This window comes from Paenibacillus pseudetheri, assembly GCF_924513355.1.
Lineage (GTDB): Bacteria > Bacillota > Bacilli > Paenibacillales > Paenibacillaceae > Paenibacillus_AQ > Paenibacillus_AQ pseudetheri.
The window spans coordinates 1-19,038 of record NZ_CAKMAB010000061.1 but is presented as its reverse complement, the minus strand read 5'-3'; the positions used below and the strand labels follow the sequence as shown (position 1 = coordinate 19,038).

At 39.2% G+C, this 19,038-nt stretch carries 12 protein-coding genes; 11 read left to right on the top strand and 1 reads right to left on the bottom strand.

Features of this window, described 5'->3' with window-relative positions; genetic code table 11:
• The 8 genes from L1028_RS29280 to L1028_RS29240 all read left to right on the top strand — a co-directional run.
• On the top strand, window positions 1-186 hold a 186-nt coding region (locus tag L1028_RS29280), incomplete at its 5' end, for a hypothetical protein (protein WP_234541643.1).
• A gap of 111 nt (window positions 187-297) precedes the next feature.
• Window positions 298-1,773 carry a hypothetical protein gene (locus L1028_RS29275; RefSeq protein WP_234541642.1) on the top strand — a complete coding sequence of 492 codons (1,476 nt, stop codon included), beginning with the start codon at window positions 298-300 and terminating at the stop codon, window positions 1,771-1,773.
• A 675-nt stretch (window positions 1,774-2,448) separates the two neighbouring features.
• Window positions 2,449-4,089 (top strand): RHS repeat domain-containing protein, encoded by a 1,641-nt coding sequence (locus L1028_RS29265; protein ID WP_234541641.1) that lies wholly within the window; start codon window positions 2,449-2,451, stop codon window positions 4,087-4,089.
• 12 nt (window positions 4,090-4,101) lie between these two features.
• Window positions 4,102-5,289 carry a hypothetical protein gene (locus tag L1028_RS29260; RefSeq protein ID WP_234541640.1) on the top strand — a complete coding sequence of 396 codons (1,188 nt, stop codon included), beginning with the start codon at window positions 4,102-4,104 and terminating at the stop codon, window positions 5,287-5,289.
• A 416-nt stretch (window positions 5,290-5,705) separates the two neighbouring features.
• Entirely contained in the window at window positions 5,706-7,682 is a 1,977-nt protein-coding gene (locus tag L1028_RS29255) for a PA14 domain-containing protein (protein ID WP_234541638.1), read from the top strand.
• 24 nt (window positions 7,683-7,706) lie between these two features.
• On the top strand, window positions 7,707-9,125 hold the full coding sequence (locus L1028_RS29250) for a GBS Bsp-like repeat-containing protein (RefSeq protein WP_234541636.1): 1,419 nt from the start codon (window positions 7,707-7,709) through the stop codon (window positions 9,123-9,125).
• A gap of 200 nt (window positions 9,126-9,325) precedes the next feature.
• Window positions 9,326-15,355 carry a polymorphic toxin-type HINT domain-containing protein gene (locus tag L1028_RS29245; protein ID WP_234541634.1) on the top strand — a complete coding sequence of 2,010 codons (6,030 nt, stop codon included), beginning with the start codon at window positions 9,326-9,328 and terminating at the stop codon, window positions 15,353-15,355.
• 2 nt (window positions 15,356-15,357) lie between these two features.
• Entirely contained in the window at window positions 15,358-15,918 is a 561-nt protein-coding gene (locus L1028_RS29240; protein ID WP_234541633.1) for a hypothetical protein, read from the top strand.
• A 110-nt stretch (window positions 15,919-16,028) separates the two neighbouring features.
• On the opposite strand, the gene L1028_RS29235 is transcribed toward L1028_RS29240, so the two are convergent.
• Window positions 16,029-16,346, bottom strand: a complete 318-nt coding sequence (locus L1028_RS29235) for a hypothetical protein (protein WP_234541632.1) — start codon at window positions 16,344-16,346, stop codon at window positions 16,029-16,031.
• Between the two features lie 531 nt (window positions 16,347-16,877).
• Between L1028_RS29235 and L1028_RS29230 the strand changes: the two genes are divergently transcribed.
• The 3 genes from L1028_RS29230 to sigK all read left to right on the top strand — a co-directional run bounded on the left by L1028_RS29230 (window position 16,878) and on the right by sigK (window position 18,835).
• The gene (locus tag L1028_RS29230; protein WP_234541631.1) at window positions 16,878-17,381 is read left to right on the top strand and encodes a hypothetical protein; all 504 of its coding nucleotides are present in this window, start codon (window positions 16,878-16,880) and stop codon (window positions 17,379-17,381) included.
• Window positions 17,382-17,396: 15 nt separating this feature from the next.
• Window positions 17,397-17,870: a hypothetical protein gene (locus tag L1028_RS29225; RefSeq protein WP_234541630.1), complete on the top strand. Its 474-nt coding sequence runs from the start codon at window positions 17,397-17,399 to the stop codon at window positions 17,868-17,870.
• A 413-nt stretch (window positions 17,871-18,283) separates the two neighbouring features.
• Window positions 18,284-18,835, top strand: a complete 552-nt coding sequence (sigK, locus tag L1028_RS29220) for an RNA polymerase sporulation sigma factor SigK (protein WP_341482592.1) — start codon at window positions 18,284-18,286, stop codon at window positions 18,833-18,835.
• The last annotated feature ends 203 nt before the right edge of the window (window positions 18,836-19,038 follow it).

Genomic DNA, 19,038 nt, shown 5'->3' with positions numbered 1-19,038 from the left:
GCCAGAAGTTCAGAAGCATATTTATTCGGAGATAAGGGCTTCACACAATGGACGGGAGAGGTCGGGAAAGTAACAAATAAGACTATAAGTATTACAACGGGAAATTTGTCTACGTATTATTTAATATGGGGTATTCATTTCGGTGGTTCAATATCGATAGATGATGTCGAACTCAAAAAAATATAATAGAATTTTACATAAAATATAAAATCTTAGTTTTTTATTATTCGATGTCTTTGAGATTAGGAGAGTTTCAATGTCGGAACGTATGGCTTAAATTATATAGGGGGAATAAAAATGAAAAAATTTCTGAAGTTTATAATTTTGGCTGTTTTAATACTAAGTATTCATTTTCATTTGCTCGATCAAAGAGCCAGCGCGGCTCCAGTAAAGACATCAAATTACCACAATTCAAATGGAAGACTAGTATATTCTTTTTCGAGTCAAGGAAACTACTACTTTTCATATGACCGAAACGGAAATACTCTAGGAAAAACGGCATTGAATAATATTGTGATTAGAACGGATGATCTTAATAACTGGGATCAAACGTATTATCACACCAATTCGTTATACTTGGATGAGAGTAATGCGGCGTATTTTGATAACGATCATTCACGGGCTGCGAGAACTATGCTTACTGATGATGAAATTGTGTGGAAGCAAACAGGTTTAAAAGTGTTTCAGGCGATCACCTATTCAAATAATAAAGGTAATTACTTTGATTACTTTACCTCTGTAAATGGAATGGATTGGGATAAAGCTCTTCCGACAGTTACTGTAGCTCAAGGCTCCGGGGGGTGGTCTAAACATTCCTATACCCTTGCGCCTTTGACGGGTGCCAATTATGTGAAGATACGCTGGAATAACAGAGAGGGAGAAATATGGTCACCTCAAATCAGTAAAGTAATTATGCATTATGAAGAGAATGTTGATACCCTTACAGATGAATTAAGTGATTTTAGCATGACGTACTCTCGAAGTGATAATCTATATTTTGACAGCAGTAATCCGTTAAACTTCAATAATGATTTTTCTAGGGTCATGCGAACATCTCTGACTTCAGAGGAGATCGTTTGGCGGAAAGATGGGATGGTAAGCTTTCAAGCCAGGACCTTCTTCTATCCGGAAAATATGTCTCATTTTAAAATTTATACGTCTTTTGATGGAGTGAACTGGAGATTGCGTGTACCGGATATTATAGAAGGTGAACAATATGAGGATTGGCCACAAATTATATATGCTTTAGACAATCTGGAAGACACGAATTTTGTGAAAATAGTATGGACTGGCTCCGAAGGGTATTTTTGGACTCCCCAAATTACTAAAGTCTTGATGAATTATAAAACAGGAATGAAATCAATGACAGACAACGTAAGTGATTGGAGTAGGTCGTTATCTCATACTGGTAATCTGTGGTTGGATAACAGCAATCTTTCATTTTTTGACAACGATACATCTAGGATAATGAGGACGCAATTCACAGATGAGGAAGTCATTTGGAAACATGATAAGATACGTAGCTTTCATTCTGTTGTGTACAAGGATGAAAGCGAAGGTGGTACTTTAGAGTTTTATATTTCAGCTAATGGAACTGAGTGGAGTAGGAAAATCCCTCAGGTTGTAAGACTTGGGAAGACAGCGGATTGGACCAAATACACCTATTCATTACATGATCTTTCCAATGTCAATTATCTAAAGATAAAGTGGAGTGGGAACAAGGAGAACTTGTGGTCACCACAAGTAAGCTCGGTTACGATAAACCATTTATGAGTTATTAGATATCCAAATGTGTAATCGTGGCATTATATCAAAAATCTAAAAAGTTTGATAATACCGGAGAAAACATGGAGGATTAAAATTCAGGGGGACACCTTAGGGTTAATTTAGGCGGTTGCAAGTTGCTGGTTGAACAAAGGGGTAAAAATAACCACATATGAGGCTCATTGTATTGAGTGTGAAATCCTGATGCGCACACTTACGTTCAATAAAAAAATCTTAAGGATGTTTCCTCGTATGATCCTATTGCAACGGATAAAGAAAGTAACGAAATCACTCTTACCGATATTCTCGACTCTGAATTTGATGATCTTATTAAAGAAATCAACTTCAAGATTTAGAAGATCAAGATTTACGGCAATCTCGACATTCTAGATGTTCGGGAAAAAGGGATTGTTATTGGACGTTTTTGTTTGGACAGAGAAGACATAGCTGTGAGTTTTGGATTGAGAAGGATATAAAGCTGTATCATGAGTTTTATAAGATGAAGCGGTAAGGATAGACAATAATTTAGATAATAATTAGAGATAAACGAAGGAGTATTTAAAAAGCGACTTGCCTACTTGGGGGATGCGCTTACAAGATTTAAAAGAGTATTAACTCGAAGTGTGAGATAACTGAGAGGATCTCAAACAGTGGCCCATTATAGGAGATATTAATTTGAGATGATTGGAGAAAACAATGAAAAATATTCTTGAAAATATTAAGTATTCAAAGTTGATAAAGAGTTCATTAGGATTAGTCTGTTTAATTATATTAGCTTGTACTGCTAAATCTTCTATTGCTTATAGCAACCCAGAGAATGCTATTAATTATAACTACGATTCTTCTGGTAGACTAACCTCTTTAAATACAAGAAGCGGTAGTGTTTCTTTCCATTATGATGCACAAGGCAATTTAATCTCTAAATCTAACGAGGGAAGTGTCAATGGATTCTACGAAATTAGAGATGTCTCATCTGCGATTGGAGCTTACGGTAATATACAAGGCAATGGAAACTGGTATTATCAGGAATGGAATGGAAAAGAATATACGAATTTAAAGTATAAGAATGGATATTGGGAAGGAAGTAGTCCGTATACAATAATAAATAAAGATATTCACCATCCAGCCGAAACCGATTCGGTGAGGACATGGATAGCGCCAAAGTCAGGACTCATTCGAATAACAGGTAATGTAGCCAAGGTTGATATAAACGGAGGAGACGGAGTAGTCGCTAAGGTATTAAAAAAGAATATTCAGTTATGGTCTCAAATTGTGGCCTACAACGATAGTACAGGTTATGAGGTAGGAATGACAGTCGCAGTTAATGCGGGGGATCCTATCTACTTTGTAATCAATAAAAATGGTGCTAATGCTAATGATAGTACAAGTTGGAAGCCGGTTATTACATATGTGGAATCTCAATCAGCTTATGAAGCTTACGGTAATATACAAGGCAATGGAAACTGGTATTATCAGGAATGGAATGAAAAAGAATATACGGATTTAAAGTATAAGAATGGATATTGGGAAGGAAGTAGTCCGTATACAATAATAAATAAAGATATTCACCATCCAGCCGAAACCGATTCGGTGAGGACATGGATAGCGCCAAAGTCAGGACTCATTCGAGTAACAGGTAATGTTGCCAAGTCTGATATAAATGGTGGTGACGGAGTAGTCGCTAAGGTATTGAAAAAGGATATTCAGTTATGGTCTCAAACAGTGGCCTATAACGACAGTACTGGTTATGAAGTAGGAGTGACAGTCGCTGTTAATGCAGGAGATCCAATCTACTTTGTAATCAATAAAAATGGTACTAACGCTTATGATAGTACAAGTTGGAAACCGATAATTGCATATATGGAATCTCAATCAGCTTATGAAGCTTACGGTAATATACAGGGCAATGGAAACTGGTATTACCAGCAATGGAGTGGAACAGAGTATTCAGATTTAAAGTATAAGAATGGTCAATGGGAAGGAAGTAGTCCCTATACACTTATATATAAAGATATCCAACATCCAGCCGAAGCTGACTCGGTAAGGAAATGGGTTGCACCAAAGTCAGGATTCATTCGAATAGCTGGGAATGTGGCCAAGAATAACACGGGCGGTGGAGACGGTGTGATCGTAAAGGTGTTGAAAAATAATACTCAATTATGGTCACAAAAATTGGAATACAATAACAACATAGGTTATGAAGTAGGTGTAACGGTAAAAGTTAATGCAGCAGATTCAATCTATTTTATCGTAAATAAAAATGGTACGAACGCTTATGACGGCACAAGTTGGAATCCGATTATTGCTTATTTAGAGAGGGATTAGGTGGAGGATATAATGAAAAAGTTCTTAGTGATACTTTCGATACTAGGAGTTTCACTTTGTTTTTCTACTCTTGCATATTCATATGAGAGCGAAATTAATATTAACGGAGGATTTGAGAGAGATCAAAATGGTAATAGTCTTCCTGACTTTTGGGAAACTGTATGGAGAAATGGAACCAGTGCAGGATCTTTTGCATCAATTCAGAGCTTCGATCCAGTGGAAGGCTCAAACCATTTTAGACTATACAGTGGCATAGGGGATTCTCAATCCTATGTATACGCTTTGTCAGATCCTATCAAAATTGTGAAAGGTGTAGCCTATAAAATAAACACTTCGATGAGATACACTCTTCCAACTGGTGATGCAAGAATAACCATTATTGAAATTGATAACAGTGGAAAAAATATCAATGAAACCCAGCGTGCTTTTTCAAATGGTGGCTGGAAATGGCACAACCATGATGTATCGATTTTTCCTAGAAATGAGACGAAATACATTCGGATTCGTTTAGAAGTGGGGGGCGAAGAAGGCGCTTACTTGGACATTGACAATGTTTTTTTGAATCCTATCGATATAAATGGGGATTATGAAAATGATTTTAATAAAAATGGTCTTCCTGATTTTTGGGAAACCACTTGGCGAAATGGAATAAGTAAAGAAGCGATTGCTTCGAAACAAGGTTTTGAACCTATTGATGGGAATTCCCAACTTCGGTTATATAACGGGCTCGGAGATTCTAATTCTTACATCTATGCTCTTTCGGATCGAATCCCTGTTAGTTATGGTAGTTCATATGATATTAGTGCCTTTATGAAATATACATTATCTACGGGACACGCAGAAATAACTATAATTGAAGTGGATGATAATGATAACACTATTACTGAAAGTAGCAGAAGCTTAAATGATGGGGGGTGGAAATGGCACTATCATTCGATTTTGATCACTCCTAAATGGCAAACAAAATATATAAGAATAAGGTTTGCAGTGGGGGGGGAAGAAAAAGCCTATCTAGATATAGATCATGTGGCCATTAACCCAGTGACAGTTCTAGAAAAATGGAAATCGGATATACCGAATCAAACTCGATATTTTTACGATTCAAATGGAAGACTGAGCTATATACTTTTACCTGACGGTCACATCATTATGCATAATTATAATAATAATGGTGCGCTGTTAAAGAGAGTAGTATTGTGAGTAGACGCAAAATCATTATTCTATAAAACCCACACAATGTCTTGGGACTCGTGTGGGTTTTGTTCTATAACAAACGATATTAAACACGATCTCATTATTTGAAACACCATTTTTACATACTCCCCTGATCACTCTCACACCGCAATTCACTCATTAAGTACAAATAATACATACCTTAGCATTTGAAGTTTTACTATTCGACTTCTCATCTGTTTTTTCGACAAATTACCACTCTTTAACAATTTTTTGTCTTGTCGTATGATTGAGATCAGTGTTTATTATTGTATATACATAACTTTACTTTAATGATGATTTTATAGAATATCTCACTGGAATTAGGATTCAATTAAGAGCTTATATAGAAAAGTAAAGTGAATCAGTGAGAACAAACAACAATAGAAAGGAGAAAAGAAAAATTGAGCTTTCTAAAAAAGGTTTCTTTATCATGCTTTACGGTTGTACTAATTTTCATATTTTGTGAGATTCTCAGAACTAATGATTTACTGCAGCCAGTAGTTTCACCAAATCTTGCAGGAGCCGCAGCCAGCAACGGTCTTAAAGGTGAATATTACAATAATATGGATCTGACAGGACTAACCCTCACACGAACGGATTCTAATGTAGATTTTAGCTGGGGGCTAGGATCACCAAATTCTTCCATCGGGGAGGATTCCTTCTCTGTTCGATGGACGGGTACCGTCAAACCGAAATACAGCCAGACCTATACTTTCTATATGGTTGCAGATGATGGGGTTCGTTTATGGGTCAATGGCCAATTGCTCATCGATAAATGGGTGACACAAGCTAGCGAGCTGACGAGTTTACCCATAACCTTAACTGCGGAGAAAAATTATGACATACGTATCGAGTATTTTGAAAATGGCGGAGGGGCAACGGCCATTCTACAATGGGCAAGCCCAAGTCAAAGCAAACAGGTCGTGCCACAAAGTCAGTTAAATCCGCCGGTAGAAGTCTCAGGTATAGGACTGAAGGGGGAATACTATGACAATATAAATCTGAGCGGACTTAAGCTAACACGTACGGATATTAATCTTAACTTTAATTGGGGGTTGAGCTCTCCAGCCCCTTCTCTTGGCGCGGATACATTTTCCGTGAGATGGACAGGAACGATCAAACCTAAATATAGTGAAACCTATACATATTATATGATTGCAGATGATGGTGTTCGGCTTTGGATAGATGGTCAATTACTAATCGACACATGGGTGACACAAGCCAGCGAGCTGAAGAGTCTACCGATTACATTGATGGCAGGACAGAATTATGATATCCGTATCGAATATTTTGAAAATGGCGGAGCAGCAACGGCTATCCTTCAGTGGTCGAGCCCCAGTCAAACCAAGCAAATTGTACCACAAACCCAGTTGTATCCACCTGCTGAAATTTCGGGCACAGGTCTGAAGGGTGAATATTATGACAATATGGATTTGACTGGACTAAAGCTAACACGAACCGATGCGGATCTTAATTATAATTGGGGTGCCGGATCTCCAGATGACTCCATTGGAACCGATACATTCTCAATCCGATGGACAGGAACACTTAAGCCTAAATACAGTGAAATTTATACCTTTTATTTAAATGCGGATGATGGAGTACGTCTATGGATAGATGGTAAACTTCTTCTTAATCGGTGGGAAAATCAGTCGGGTCAATTTGAAAGCAGCCCTATATCATTAATTGCAGACCAACAATACGATATTCAAATTGAGTATTTTGAAAATCTAGGCGACGCAGCCATTGGATTATTATGGACAAGTCCTAGTCAGACCAAACAATTCATACCGCAGAGTCAGTTGTATCTCCCTGCTAAATTAGCCGGTGTCGGCTTGATAGGTGAGTACTACGACAATATAGATTTGACAGACCTTAAACTCACTCGAACGGACCCTGCTATTCATTTTGGGTGGGGACTTGGCTCCCCAGATGCTAGCATAGACGGGGATACATTCTCAGCAAGATGGACGGGAACGATTCGCCCGATGTATAACGAAACGTATACCTTCTATTTTAATTCGGATGATGGGGCTCGACTTTGGGTGAATGGTCAATTGATCATAGACCAATGGGTCACCCAGGCAAGTGAACTGACCAGCCTTCCTATCTCATTAATAGCGGATCAAAACTATGACATTCGTATTGAGTATTTTGAAAATAGTGGAGGGGCAAACGCTATTTTATCCTGGTCTAGTGCTAGCCAGATAAAGCAGATCGTGCCTCAATCCAAGTTGTTCTTACCATACAAAACCTATACTCCTGTAGAATACCACTACAACGCAGGAGGACGAATAGAATACATTCGATATTCAGATGGGACTGTTGTTCATTACTACTATGATGCAAACGGTAACTTAATACGGAAGAACTTATAAGAGGGATAGAGGAGTACTATGCAGATGAAGATATTAAAAACAACAATGCTGTTATTGGGAGTGTTAGTAGTTTTTTTAGGATATGGAGATTTTATTCCGACTGCTTCTGCCCAGGACACAACGTATGCCAACTATATTATGGTGGATATAAGTAGCAATTCCAAACCACAAACCCTATATGTATACAATCAAGGCAGGCTAGAAAATGAAATTTATCCCGATAACTCAACCATTCAATATACATATGATAGGAATGGAAATCTGATAAAGAAGAGTAAAGGCTATTCGTCAACATCGCATGTATTTAGTAGCTCAGCGCTTTCCTATGATATCTATTTAAAGGGGGTTTCTGATAGTATCCAACAGGTGACTTTTCCGACATGGACTGAACAAGGTGGACAAGATGACTTGGAATGGATAGCGGGTGAGAGGCTTACTAATGGATTATGGAAAGGAACAGTTGTACTAGCTAAGCACGGAAAAGAAACAGGACAGTACAATACACATATCTACGCAGATGGCAAAGCAGTCAGCGGATTAACTGCCACGGTACAAAATAACATAAGAGTGATCTCACCTCAAGAAGTATCATTGGCGGATAGATATTATGAGATTTTTGTGGAAGGAATCGCGAGCAATGTTAGAGAAATTCGATTTCCTACGTGGACAGATTACAATTGGCAAGATGATCTGGTAAATCCATGGATAATCGGCGAAAAAGTAAATGAGACGACTTGGAAGATTCGAATCCCCTTTAGTAGTCATAATTATGAGACAGGTAGTTATATTACGCATATTTACGCTTTTGATAAATATGGAAACATGGAAATGCTAGGTGGCACGTCAGTTAATGTTAAGGGGGGGACAGGTGGTTCAAAGGAAACGGACATATCTGGAGTATCCTACGATGTATTTATTTATGGTGTAGATCCGCAAACGCAAAAAGTCCAGTTTCCAACGTGGACAGCGAATAAGGATCAGGATGATTTAGAGTGGATTGAAGGCATTAAGGTTGCAAATGGGGTGTGGAAGGGAACCGTAGTTTACTCAAACCATCATTCAGAAACTGGACGATATATTACTCATATTTATGCAGATGGGAAATATAGTGGAGCTTGGGTATTTGATGTGACGAATAATACAAGAATCACAGCTCCGAGTGTTGCATACATGAGCAGCAGTTTTTACGATATTACGATAGAAGGAGTTCCCTCTAGTGTTACAGATGTTCGATTTCCAACTTGGACGGTAAGTAATGGTCAAGACGATTTAGAGGATCCATGGATTAAGGGGGAACGTTTAAGTCCTACAAGTTGGCGAATTCGAATTCCTTTCTTTAAACATAACAACGAAACAGGAACATACGTCACCCATATTTATTCGTATGATGCTTATATGAACAGAATGATGATTGGTGATATTTCAGTAGAAGTAAAGAAGTGAGTGGAAGTAAAAGAGGAGATACAAAATTAATATTAATGCACCTGCACCTCAGAGATAGGAAGGTACATTGAAGAACAAATGAATCAAATAGGGAATGAACTATTATTTTTACAGATAAATAGTGGGGAATTTTTTCATAGGATGATAGAGAATATAGCTCAATTGTGAGGTAACCAAATAAATTCCTGGGGGAAACTAAGTTGAGAAAAATAAAGCTAGTGAGAAAAATATTAATGGTCATCATGTGTTTATTTCTGATCATTCCAAACATTTTGGAAGGAACTGCGAAAGCGAGTACAACCGTTAAAAGTACTTCTGATCAAACTTACATAAACAAAGCACAAGATTTACCTGCTCCATCACCTGCACCGTCAGATTTTTTGGATTTTTCAACGGATTCGGGACCACAGCCTACACCTACGATTCGTCCAGAGAATTCTGCGAGTAAATTATTCAAAGAAGAAGGTTGGCAGGACTCCATTCCTCCATTGCCGGATGAGAAGGCTACTGTGGAGGTAGCCACCTATGATCCGAAATTGTCTGAGGCTATTGTATCAATTAAAGTTAAAACGCTTGAGAAGCAAGGATTACTCAATCATTCGGTCTCTTCAGGTGGAACGGGTACAAATCAAAGAGTAGTATCACAAGATTTAATCGAATCTGAAATCGAAAAGCTGTTTTTGGCCGGAGCTTCCATTGAAGATGTCTATTGGATTAATTATCTGATGCAGGATTCACCGAATCAAACCTTACTTGAGCTATTAAAGTGGAAGCAAGAAGGAAAGCTAAGCTGGGAAGACATACAAGGGGAATTAGAAAATCAAGCTATCCAGAAGAAGAACCCATCTTCGGTTCAAAATTCTACCTACCAGGATGATCCGATTTTTCAACAATTTCCGAGCATAACCTCGCTAGTGTATGGAGAGGACCTTTTTTCTCCAGATAAATTGAAAATCGCGGCTTCAACGGTGACTGCTTTTGATATGAGGGTCGCTGGCATATTTGACGGACTAGTTGTTCGTGCTCAGCTTAATCAAACCAACAAACCTCAATTTGGAGATCGTAATACTACTGATGAAGTGATTGATCCTGTTTCCGGATCATTGACGTGGAAAGAGAATCAAATTCATTTACCCGGCCGAGATAGCCTAGATTTGGATATTGGGATTATGTACAGCTCCAATCAAGGACATTCTTTTGAAAGAGCATATAGTACTTCAGGTAATTATACTTACACAGATAGATATGACCATTATTTCAAGATGAATAGTTTAGGGGTAGGTTGGTCCTTTCAGTTTCCTTCGATCGAAAAAATTGGCGATTATCGTTATTATCATGACGGGAAAGGTGGGGTGTATGCCGCAATCACTTATCCAGAACAAAATATTGATGAATTTACAAATTACACACATCTCCTGAATTACAAACAAAAAAACATGCGTTTTGTCTATAACAATGAGTACCATGAATTTAATAACGGAGAGGAAGATTCCTGGTACTACGTTGAATTCGAGGATAAGAGACGAGAGTATTTTTCTTTTTATGGAGCACTTATCGGGATTGTAGACCGCTTTGGAAATACAATTAACTTTAAGCATCGGATAACAGATATTGATGGTATCCGATCTGTCCTTATCACTTCAATTACAGATACAGTGGGCCGTGAGATTACTTTTGAATATGAAGATAATCTTAATACACAAGAGATATTTAACGGTGAAAATGTGACAATTCGAGTTAAGCAAAATGGAACTGAAGTCCAAAAGGTCATCTTGACTAAAGGTAGAAAACTTGTGCAAGTGAATGAACTCCAAGTCTATTTGCCTGTACTATGGTCTGTTACAGATCAGAATGGGGACAAAACCTACTTCGACTATGAGGAAGGAACTGCATTTTATCAAACATGGAGTGATTATCCGGGTGCAAGAAATCAAAACTATCATACGTTGCTAAAAGAAGTTATATATCCTAAATCAAAAATAGAGTATACGTATGAACGGGTTTCCAGAAATATAGGTGAAGATCAAACCCTTCATCAATTTCGACTCTTATCAAGGGTGGATAGAACAGGTCCAAAAAAATATAATTGGCTTCAGTATACGTATACAGGTGACTATACTGGATTTCCGACGTATTATCCGCCTTATCTACAGCAAAATAATCGCTATAGCAGCACGGTTACTTTAAAAAGCGATACGGCGGCCAACAACTTTAAAATCACCCGGAATTTTGATGGTAAAGGAAAATTGCTATCTACCGACACGCAAGCAGCTAATGGGGAGCGCAAGGTCGTTACGAATACAGCATTTGATGGTCTCTTCGAGCTTTTCCCCACGAAAACAACGATTTCCGAGTATGGTGTTGGGGATAGCGAGGCCGGTGCTAATCATTTGTATGCAGAAACAACATATACAAATTGGGGAAAGGTCAGTACCCAAACCAAACCATTAACGTCGGAACAAATTAACAATTCAAATCTAAAGCAACACTATACGACTACGATAAGCTATGAACCGAAATATCAATTAGAGGAGTCTAGGTCTTGGTACCAGAATGAATCCGATCCGGCCCCATCAATTGAACGATACACCTATACCGACAAGGGAAGACTATCGACGGTAACGAACGACGCATTGGGTGAGCAAACCATATATAGTTATGATAACCGCGATACCTTGGGCGGAATCTCCCAATGGACGGCTGAAAAGACGGCAAAAGGACAATTGGTGTCTAAAACCGTATCGATATACGGATCTAAGAATCATTATGCTTACCCGACAGAACAACAGCAGTGGTTCAACATCGGGAAGTCTGACCAGAAAATTGTGAAGACCAAGATGAGCTACGATTTGGGAACGGGTTTGCTGAAAAGTAAAAGTGATGGCAACGATCAGACTACGACGTATGAATATGATGCAGCAGGTCGTCTAAAAAAAGAAACACATCCGATTCGAACAAATAGCAATGGAGAAACCTCGAGAGAGGTTATCGATTACAATTATTATAATCAGACTTCCTCAAACTTTGATTCGGAGAATGCAGGAACGTATACCTTAAAAGTGAATACCATCAAAACCGTTACTCAGCTCTCTAATAACAGCAAGGTTCAAACCAATTCTGCTGTATATTATAACGGATTGGGTCTAGCCCTAATGGATGAGCTTTATGACGATAACGTGGGCAAATGGGTCTTCACCCATTACCATTATGATGATCAGGGACGACCGACCTATCAAAAGGATACGCTAGGCAATGAGATTACGGCTAGTTACGATGCATGGGGAAGGCAGAACCGTGCAACAGATGCTAATAACAATCTATATGTAACGGATCATAATCTTAAACAGCGCAAGACAGAAAGTTACATGGTTGCTGCCGATACTCAAGAACGATTGAATTACTTGGAAACTATTTATGATCCATGGGGCCAGCCAATTAATATGAAGACCTATAAAGACTGGCCGAGTCAATCACAGCCTTTAACGGAAAGTTATCGGTACGATATTAATGGTAACGTGATTGGCTACACGGATCCTGCGAATCATCTGAACGAAGCGGGTGTCACAACATCGTATAGCTACGATGCACTGAATCGTCTCACCTCCGTCTACGATGCATTGAACCAGCGCACACGCTATATGTACGATGGGAATGGCCAGTTAGCGAAAGTTACGGTGCAAGCTAAAGGTGAAACAGAGCAAACACTGAATACCAAGTACTATAACGAAGTTGGGTTATTGACGAGTAAGTTGGACGGGGCTTCTCAAAGTGAAAGTTTATCCTATAATGCATTAGGGCAACTAACCAGCAAAACCGATCGTAACGGCAGTGTGTTCGGATACAACTATGACGAAATTGGTGGGCTCAAATCAAGTACGGTCAGTGGTAATATCAACAATGTACCTCAGACACAGAAAACTGAAGTGATACATAGCGATGGCTCGCCGAATTTGCAGACTACTAAAACCTATCTCAATGGAACTATGAAGGCTGTGCAGAGCAGTCGCGTGAACAGTTTGAATCAGGTACGGAGTATGAGCGGTACGGTCTATCCATCTGGGGTAGCTGCCCACTCTGCTTATATACTGAACCAGCGGGACGCGCTTGGTCGAATGACACAACTGAATGATAGCTACTTAGGCTTTTATGTAAACTACCAATACAACAAAACCAGATTGGACAAAGTGCAGATAAACGGAAGTTCTGTAGTGGACAGTGCATCAGCAGCCAATGTTCAATACGGTTATACTGCCAATAACCTAGTGAAGTTCATTACCTATCCGACTCTGACGGACGGCAGTGTGCTCCAGACAGCGTATACGTATAACAAAGCGCTGAACTGGGTCGAGAGCATTACGAACCAAAAGGGAAGTAGTGTACTTTCTAGATATGTATACGGGTATGATAATAACGGAAATGTGATCTCGGTCAAGGAAACGAAAAAAGATGGAACGGAACAAACGACAACTTTTGCGTATGATGCGTTGAATCGCTTAATAGCAACAGTACATCCGGGTGGGGGGCGTGATACGTATACGTATGATGTACGTGGTAACCGCTTGACGATGGAACAAAGTGTGAGTGATCCAGTAGCTTCTTTTGAGGATACTAGCTATAGTTATGACTTGTGGAATACGTTAACATCCGTAACGAAGAACAGAAGCGAGACGAGGTTCGAGTACTATGCTGACGGACTTCGTGCGGTAAAGAGCAAAGGTAGCACGCATACGCAAGTAAACTATGATTTTAATGGACAGGTTATTACGGAAGAAAAGTTAAATGGGAATAATATCGTGCAGAAATCCACGTATGTCCGAGGCGACCGAGTACTGGTGAAGAAAGACAAGACCGCTAGTAAAGATTACTATTATCTGTACAATGGTCACGGCGATGTAGTACAGATGGTAGATACGAGTGGTGCTATAGTGAATAGCTACGCCTACGATGTGTGGGGCAACATTACCAGCCAAAAAGAAGAAACGCCAAACCCATTCAAGTACACAGGGGAAGTGTATGATGAAGAGACTGGTTTTTATTATCTGCGTGCACGATATTATGATCCGAGTATGGGGCGGTTTTTAAATGAGGATACGTATGAGGGGCAGATTGATAATCCGCTGAGTCAGAATTTGTATACGTATGTGCATAATAATCCGTTGAGATATACTGACCCGAGCGGACATTTTGCAAAGGATACTTATGACGTTCAAGAATTAAAACAATTGCTGAGCGAAGCGAGTTCTATCAGTAAAGACAGTAAATATTTTAACGCATACAAAACAAAAATAATGGAACGCTACGGCTTTGACAGTATCATGGATGAGAATCAATATAATTACTTGTATGGCTTATTAACAGGGACAAGTGCGTATACGAATAGTGCTGGCAGGTCTGATTGGGCGAGCGATCAGTTAGTGAATGCGTATTATGAATCACAAGAGGCGGCATATGTTATGATGTATGCTGCAGGCATGGCAGGTGGTCTAAGCGGCCGAGCGGGAGGTTCCAAAAAGTCTGGTTGTAACTGCTTTATAGCGGGGACAAAGGTTCAAACAGACGAAGGGGAGAAGAATATCGAAGACATTGAAGTCGGAGATAAGGTTCTTTCCAAGGATGAGAATAACTCGGATGGAGAATTGGCTTACAAAGAAGTAACAGGTTTATACCGTAACCAACGTGATGATATTATTAAGTTGTACGTTGGGGAGCAAATCATCGAGACGACAAATAACCATCCGTTCTGGGTAGAGGAGAAAGGCTGGGTCTTCGCGGATGAGCTTCAGGCACGTGACAAACTCCAAAAGGCTGACGGAAGCAATCTGACAATTGATAAGGTTGAGTTTATTAAACTTGAAGAGAATGTCACGGTTTACAATTTTACGGTTGCAGACTATCATACCTATTATGTAACGGATATCGGAATTTGGGTGCATAATACGAATTGTAATTTGACGAGAGTTTGGGACTTAGAGGGGACAGGGGATGCAATCACTAAATCCCAACTCAAAAAGTTAACTGAAGGTATGAAGAAAAACGGATGGACTGGCGACCCTGTTGAGATATTTGAAATCAATGGCAAGAAACTCATCGTGGACGGCCATCATAGAGTGCGAGCAGCTAAACAAGCAGGAATAGAAAATATACCAACAAGAACTTTAACAGAACAGGAAATAAATGCACGCGGAATTACGAGGAAGCAACTTTTGGATGGTTATTACTATGGAAATTAGGAATGGTGATTGGCTTGGGATTGGAGTGCTATAACTTACTTTTAGTACCAACAGGCAATGAAATTATGTTTGACGATGAGCTCTTGGTAGTCAACGGGACGAACAAGTTAAACTTCGGAGAGGTTAGCTCCTTAATCGCTTCGTTCCCATTTGTTAACTCCTACACTCCAAAAGATATGTCACAAGGCAGTGATCCTGAATGTTATTTCGTTTTCGCTGATGGCTCTTGCATAATTGAGATAGAAATCAATGCAGGATCAATTGAAGCAAATAGAGTTGTTGAAGAAATATCAATTCGATTCGCCGTCACGAATCCAATAGACACATTCCAAAAAGCACTACAAATATGTGAAGATGTCTCTATCAAGCTCAATATGCAAATTATAGACATGAGGTTGAAAGCAGTTATTGATTTGGCGAATGATTTGGTATTAGCAAAAAGCAAGAAAGCGTTTGAAGAAAAAAGAGTAAGATTTTATAAGATGTATAACTTGCCAATAGACACTTGGGCAAAGCCTATGCATTGTGGAAAAGCATTGTTTGATGAATTGAGGAATCAGTAAACTCAATGACCTTGGAGGCAATCTCCTAGGTCTTTTTTTATGTGCGCCCAGCATGGGCGCTATCTATAGGGTTGAAGTCCCGAATGGCGAAGGCAGTAGTAGCCATTAGCTTAAAGAAAGGGTGTCCACCGCAGGTGGAATTTAAAGGAAGCCAGCGGCAAATCTCCGGTCTGAGGAACATGAACTTCATATAAGGCTAACGTAGGCTGGATGAGGTTGCATAACAAATCAAAGTCCATACTACCAAAGGCGTACGAGAGTAAATGGAGCAGATAGATGGAGAGAAAGATAGCGTTCTTACCTGGGGAGATCTGTGCGGAAGGCGAAGTCACTTCGTAGACCTGCTTGAGAAAGTAGACTGAACGCACAGGAGTCAGCAGAAGCCATAGTACGCAAGCTGTTGCAACAGCTGCGGAAGGGCTGAACATGGAATAGGTATTTGTACATCCAGGTGTTCAAGATGGGTAATGAAAGCAGAAAAATATTGTGTTAACAGAAGATATAGATACGGAAGACCTTATCAAAGGAATTGAAAAATATACGGATATCATTGATGATGATTCATTTTTTGATGAGAATTTCCCTAAAATGGAAGAAGCATGAATAAGCCTCATTGAATAACTTTACGTGGAGAAGTGGGGACGATAGGCTGATGCCAGGCGACTCACTTGTGGTTCGCCGCTATTCGCAAGTAATCGTGCCCTTAGAGGCTCCGCGTCAAGTGGACATACTAAAGATGGTTTATCTTTCTAGATACATTAGAAACTTCTCGTCCCAAAAAGAGGAATTTTATAAAAATAGTAAAATTGTATAAAGTACAATAACAAATAGGAGTTGCTTCAATGCCACCATATTTTTCAGTACATTATTCTTTTCCGTTTTCAACGTACAATGAAAGTTTTGTCAGTGAGATTTACAACATAATATTTAGCCAATTTCCATTTAAGTCGGGTTATTCGATGTCAGAGAAAAACACGCTAGAAGAGATAATAAAATGGAATACATCTAAACTTGCAAAGAAATTCAAGCTGGGATTTGACCAGCATGTAAAGCATGACTATAAACAAATTCTTCTTGAGTCGGATTTGTTCAGACATCTTCGTTTATATTGGATGTACGAATCAAACGAAATTGTCTTGCATTTGATTCTTCCTGAAGATGACATCTTCGTAGATGATAAATATTTGAAGTACGATAGTACGAAGTTAGTGCCTCTACTTAATATTTCTGAAAAGATATGGAACTCTTTTGAAGTAAACACAATTCAGACCTATCATGAATTAGGGGCTCCGACAAGTTATAAGGAAGTCCTAGACGCTGAGCAACCATCGTCAGAACCATTCAGCATTGTTTCAAATGAGGCGTTAAGTCGAATCAAGAATGTGCTGAATGACAAATTCTTAGTTAAGGAATTGAATCGTGGTTCTCTAATAATTCAGAAGGAAATTGGCGTTCAATTTTAATTGAGGTGGTTTAGAATGAACAACGAGGAAAGGCTAATTGCTGAAGAGACACTCCACCACTTATTTGTGGGTTCGAGTGTTGATGGGATACAATTTGGATTATCTCCCGCGACAACAAAAATTTACTTTACTCATTATGACAGGAATAGCGATGAAGATTTTGTTTATTTGAATGTTGAATCTAAATGGTCAATTTACCCAAACACTACGGGTTCATTTCCGGATTCAGAACTCGAAATGATAGATATGACTGAAGAAGAGGAATACTGGAATTTATACAAAATAAGACGTCAGAAAGTAACTCAAATAAGAATTGGTGAAATATCTCCACATTTATTCATCACATTGAAATCCGGTTTGATTCTTTTTATTAACGGGTTTCATGAAAAGTATGAGTGTTGGCAATCAGGAGTTCTTTTTGATAATTTATGGTTAGTAGTTGCATGCCCGGGAGACGGAATAGCCACTTGGACTCCAACGAAAAAATAGATAACTAAGGTGAATACTCCTGCATCTATTTTGATGTTATCAATAATGCTTAGTCCACACATGTGGAGTATGGAAACAATGCTGAATCATAATATGAGAACAAAATTCGTCACCAAGGCTTAAATTCTTATAATCTAGATCTGTGCTTATTTACTTGTGTTAAGTTATTAGTGGGGATTTCAAAATCGATTTCTCAAGTCGGAATTTTTAATATAAACCCTGTTACTATGAGTAGGGGATTATAAAGGTGAAAAAACGGAATGACTGGTTATCTAAAGCAGCAGTTCCGTTTTTATTTGCTTTGCTGGACCTTAGTTATGTAGAAAAAAGTTGAGTTCGTTGAGTGGTTACTGATTCCAATCGCCGTCTCGTTTATCATTCTCAGTGAATCTGGTGGAGCGATTATCTCTTACATGGGATGTAGTACGATCAAAATGACATCACATCGTGTCCATAACCTCAAGAAATTCGATAATACCGGAGAAGACATGGAGGATTTAATCTCCATCGGTACAATCGGCTTGATTAAAGCCATCGAGAGTTATCGACCGAACAAAGGCACAAAGCTAGCCACTTTTGCTGCCCGTTGTATTGAAAACGAAATCCTGATGCACCTTAGATCTTTGAAGAAAACACGTAAAGATGTATCTCTCCACGATCCGATTGGGACAGACAAGGAAGGTAATGAAATTACACTTATCGATATCCTCGGGTCTGAGGCTGATGATGTCATTAAAGAAGTCGATCTGAAGATCGAGAAGAGCAAGATATATCGTAATCTTGATATTTTAGATGACCGGGAAAAGGAAGTCGTGGTTGGGCGGTTTGGATTGGATACAGGCGGGGAAGAGCGGACGCAGCGGGAGATTGCTAAGGAGCTGGGGATCTCGCGGAGTTATGTGTCGCGGATTGAGAAGAGGGCGCTCATGAAGTTGTATCATGAGTTTTATAAGGTGAAGCGGTGAGGTCACAATTCAAAAGTAGTAACTAAAATCATAAGAATCTTTAGAAAGCAACTCATCTGCGGATGAGTTGCTTTTTATCTTTGTACGCCCAGCATGGGCGTCATCTTTAGGGTGAAAGTCCCGAACGGGGGCTGGCGAGCGCCTACCGTTAGCCAAGGGCAAGGGTGTCCACCGTGAGGTGGAATCTGAAGGAAGCCGGAGGC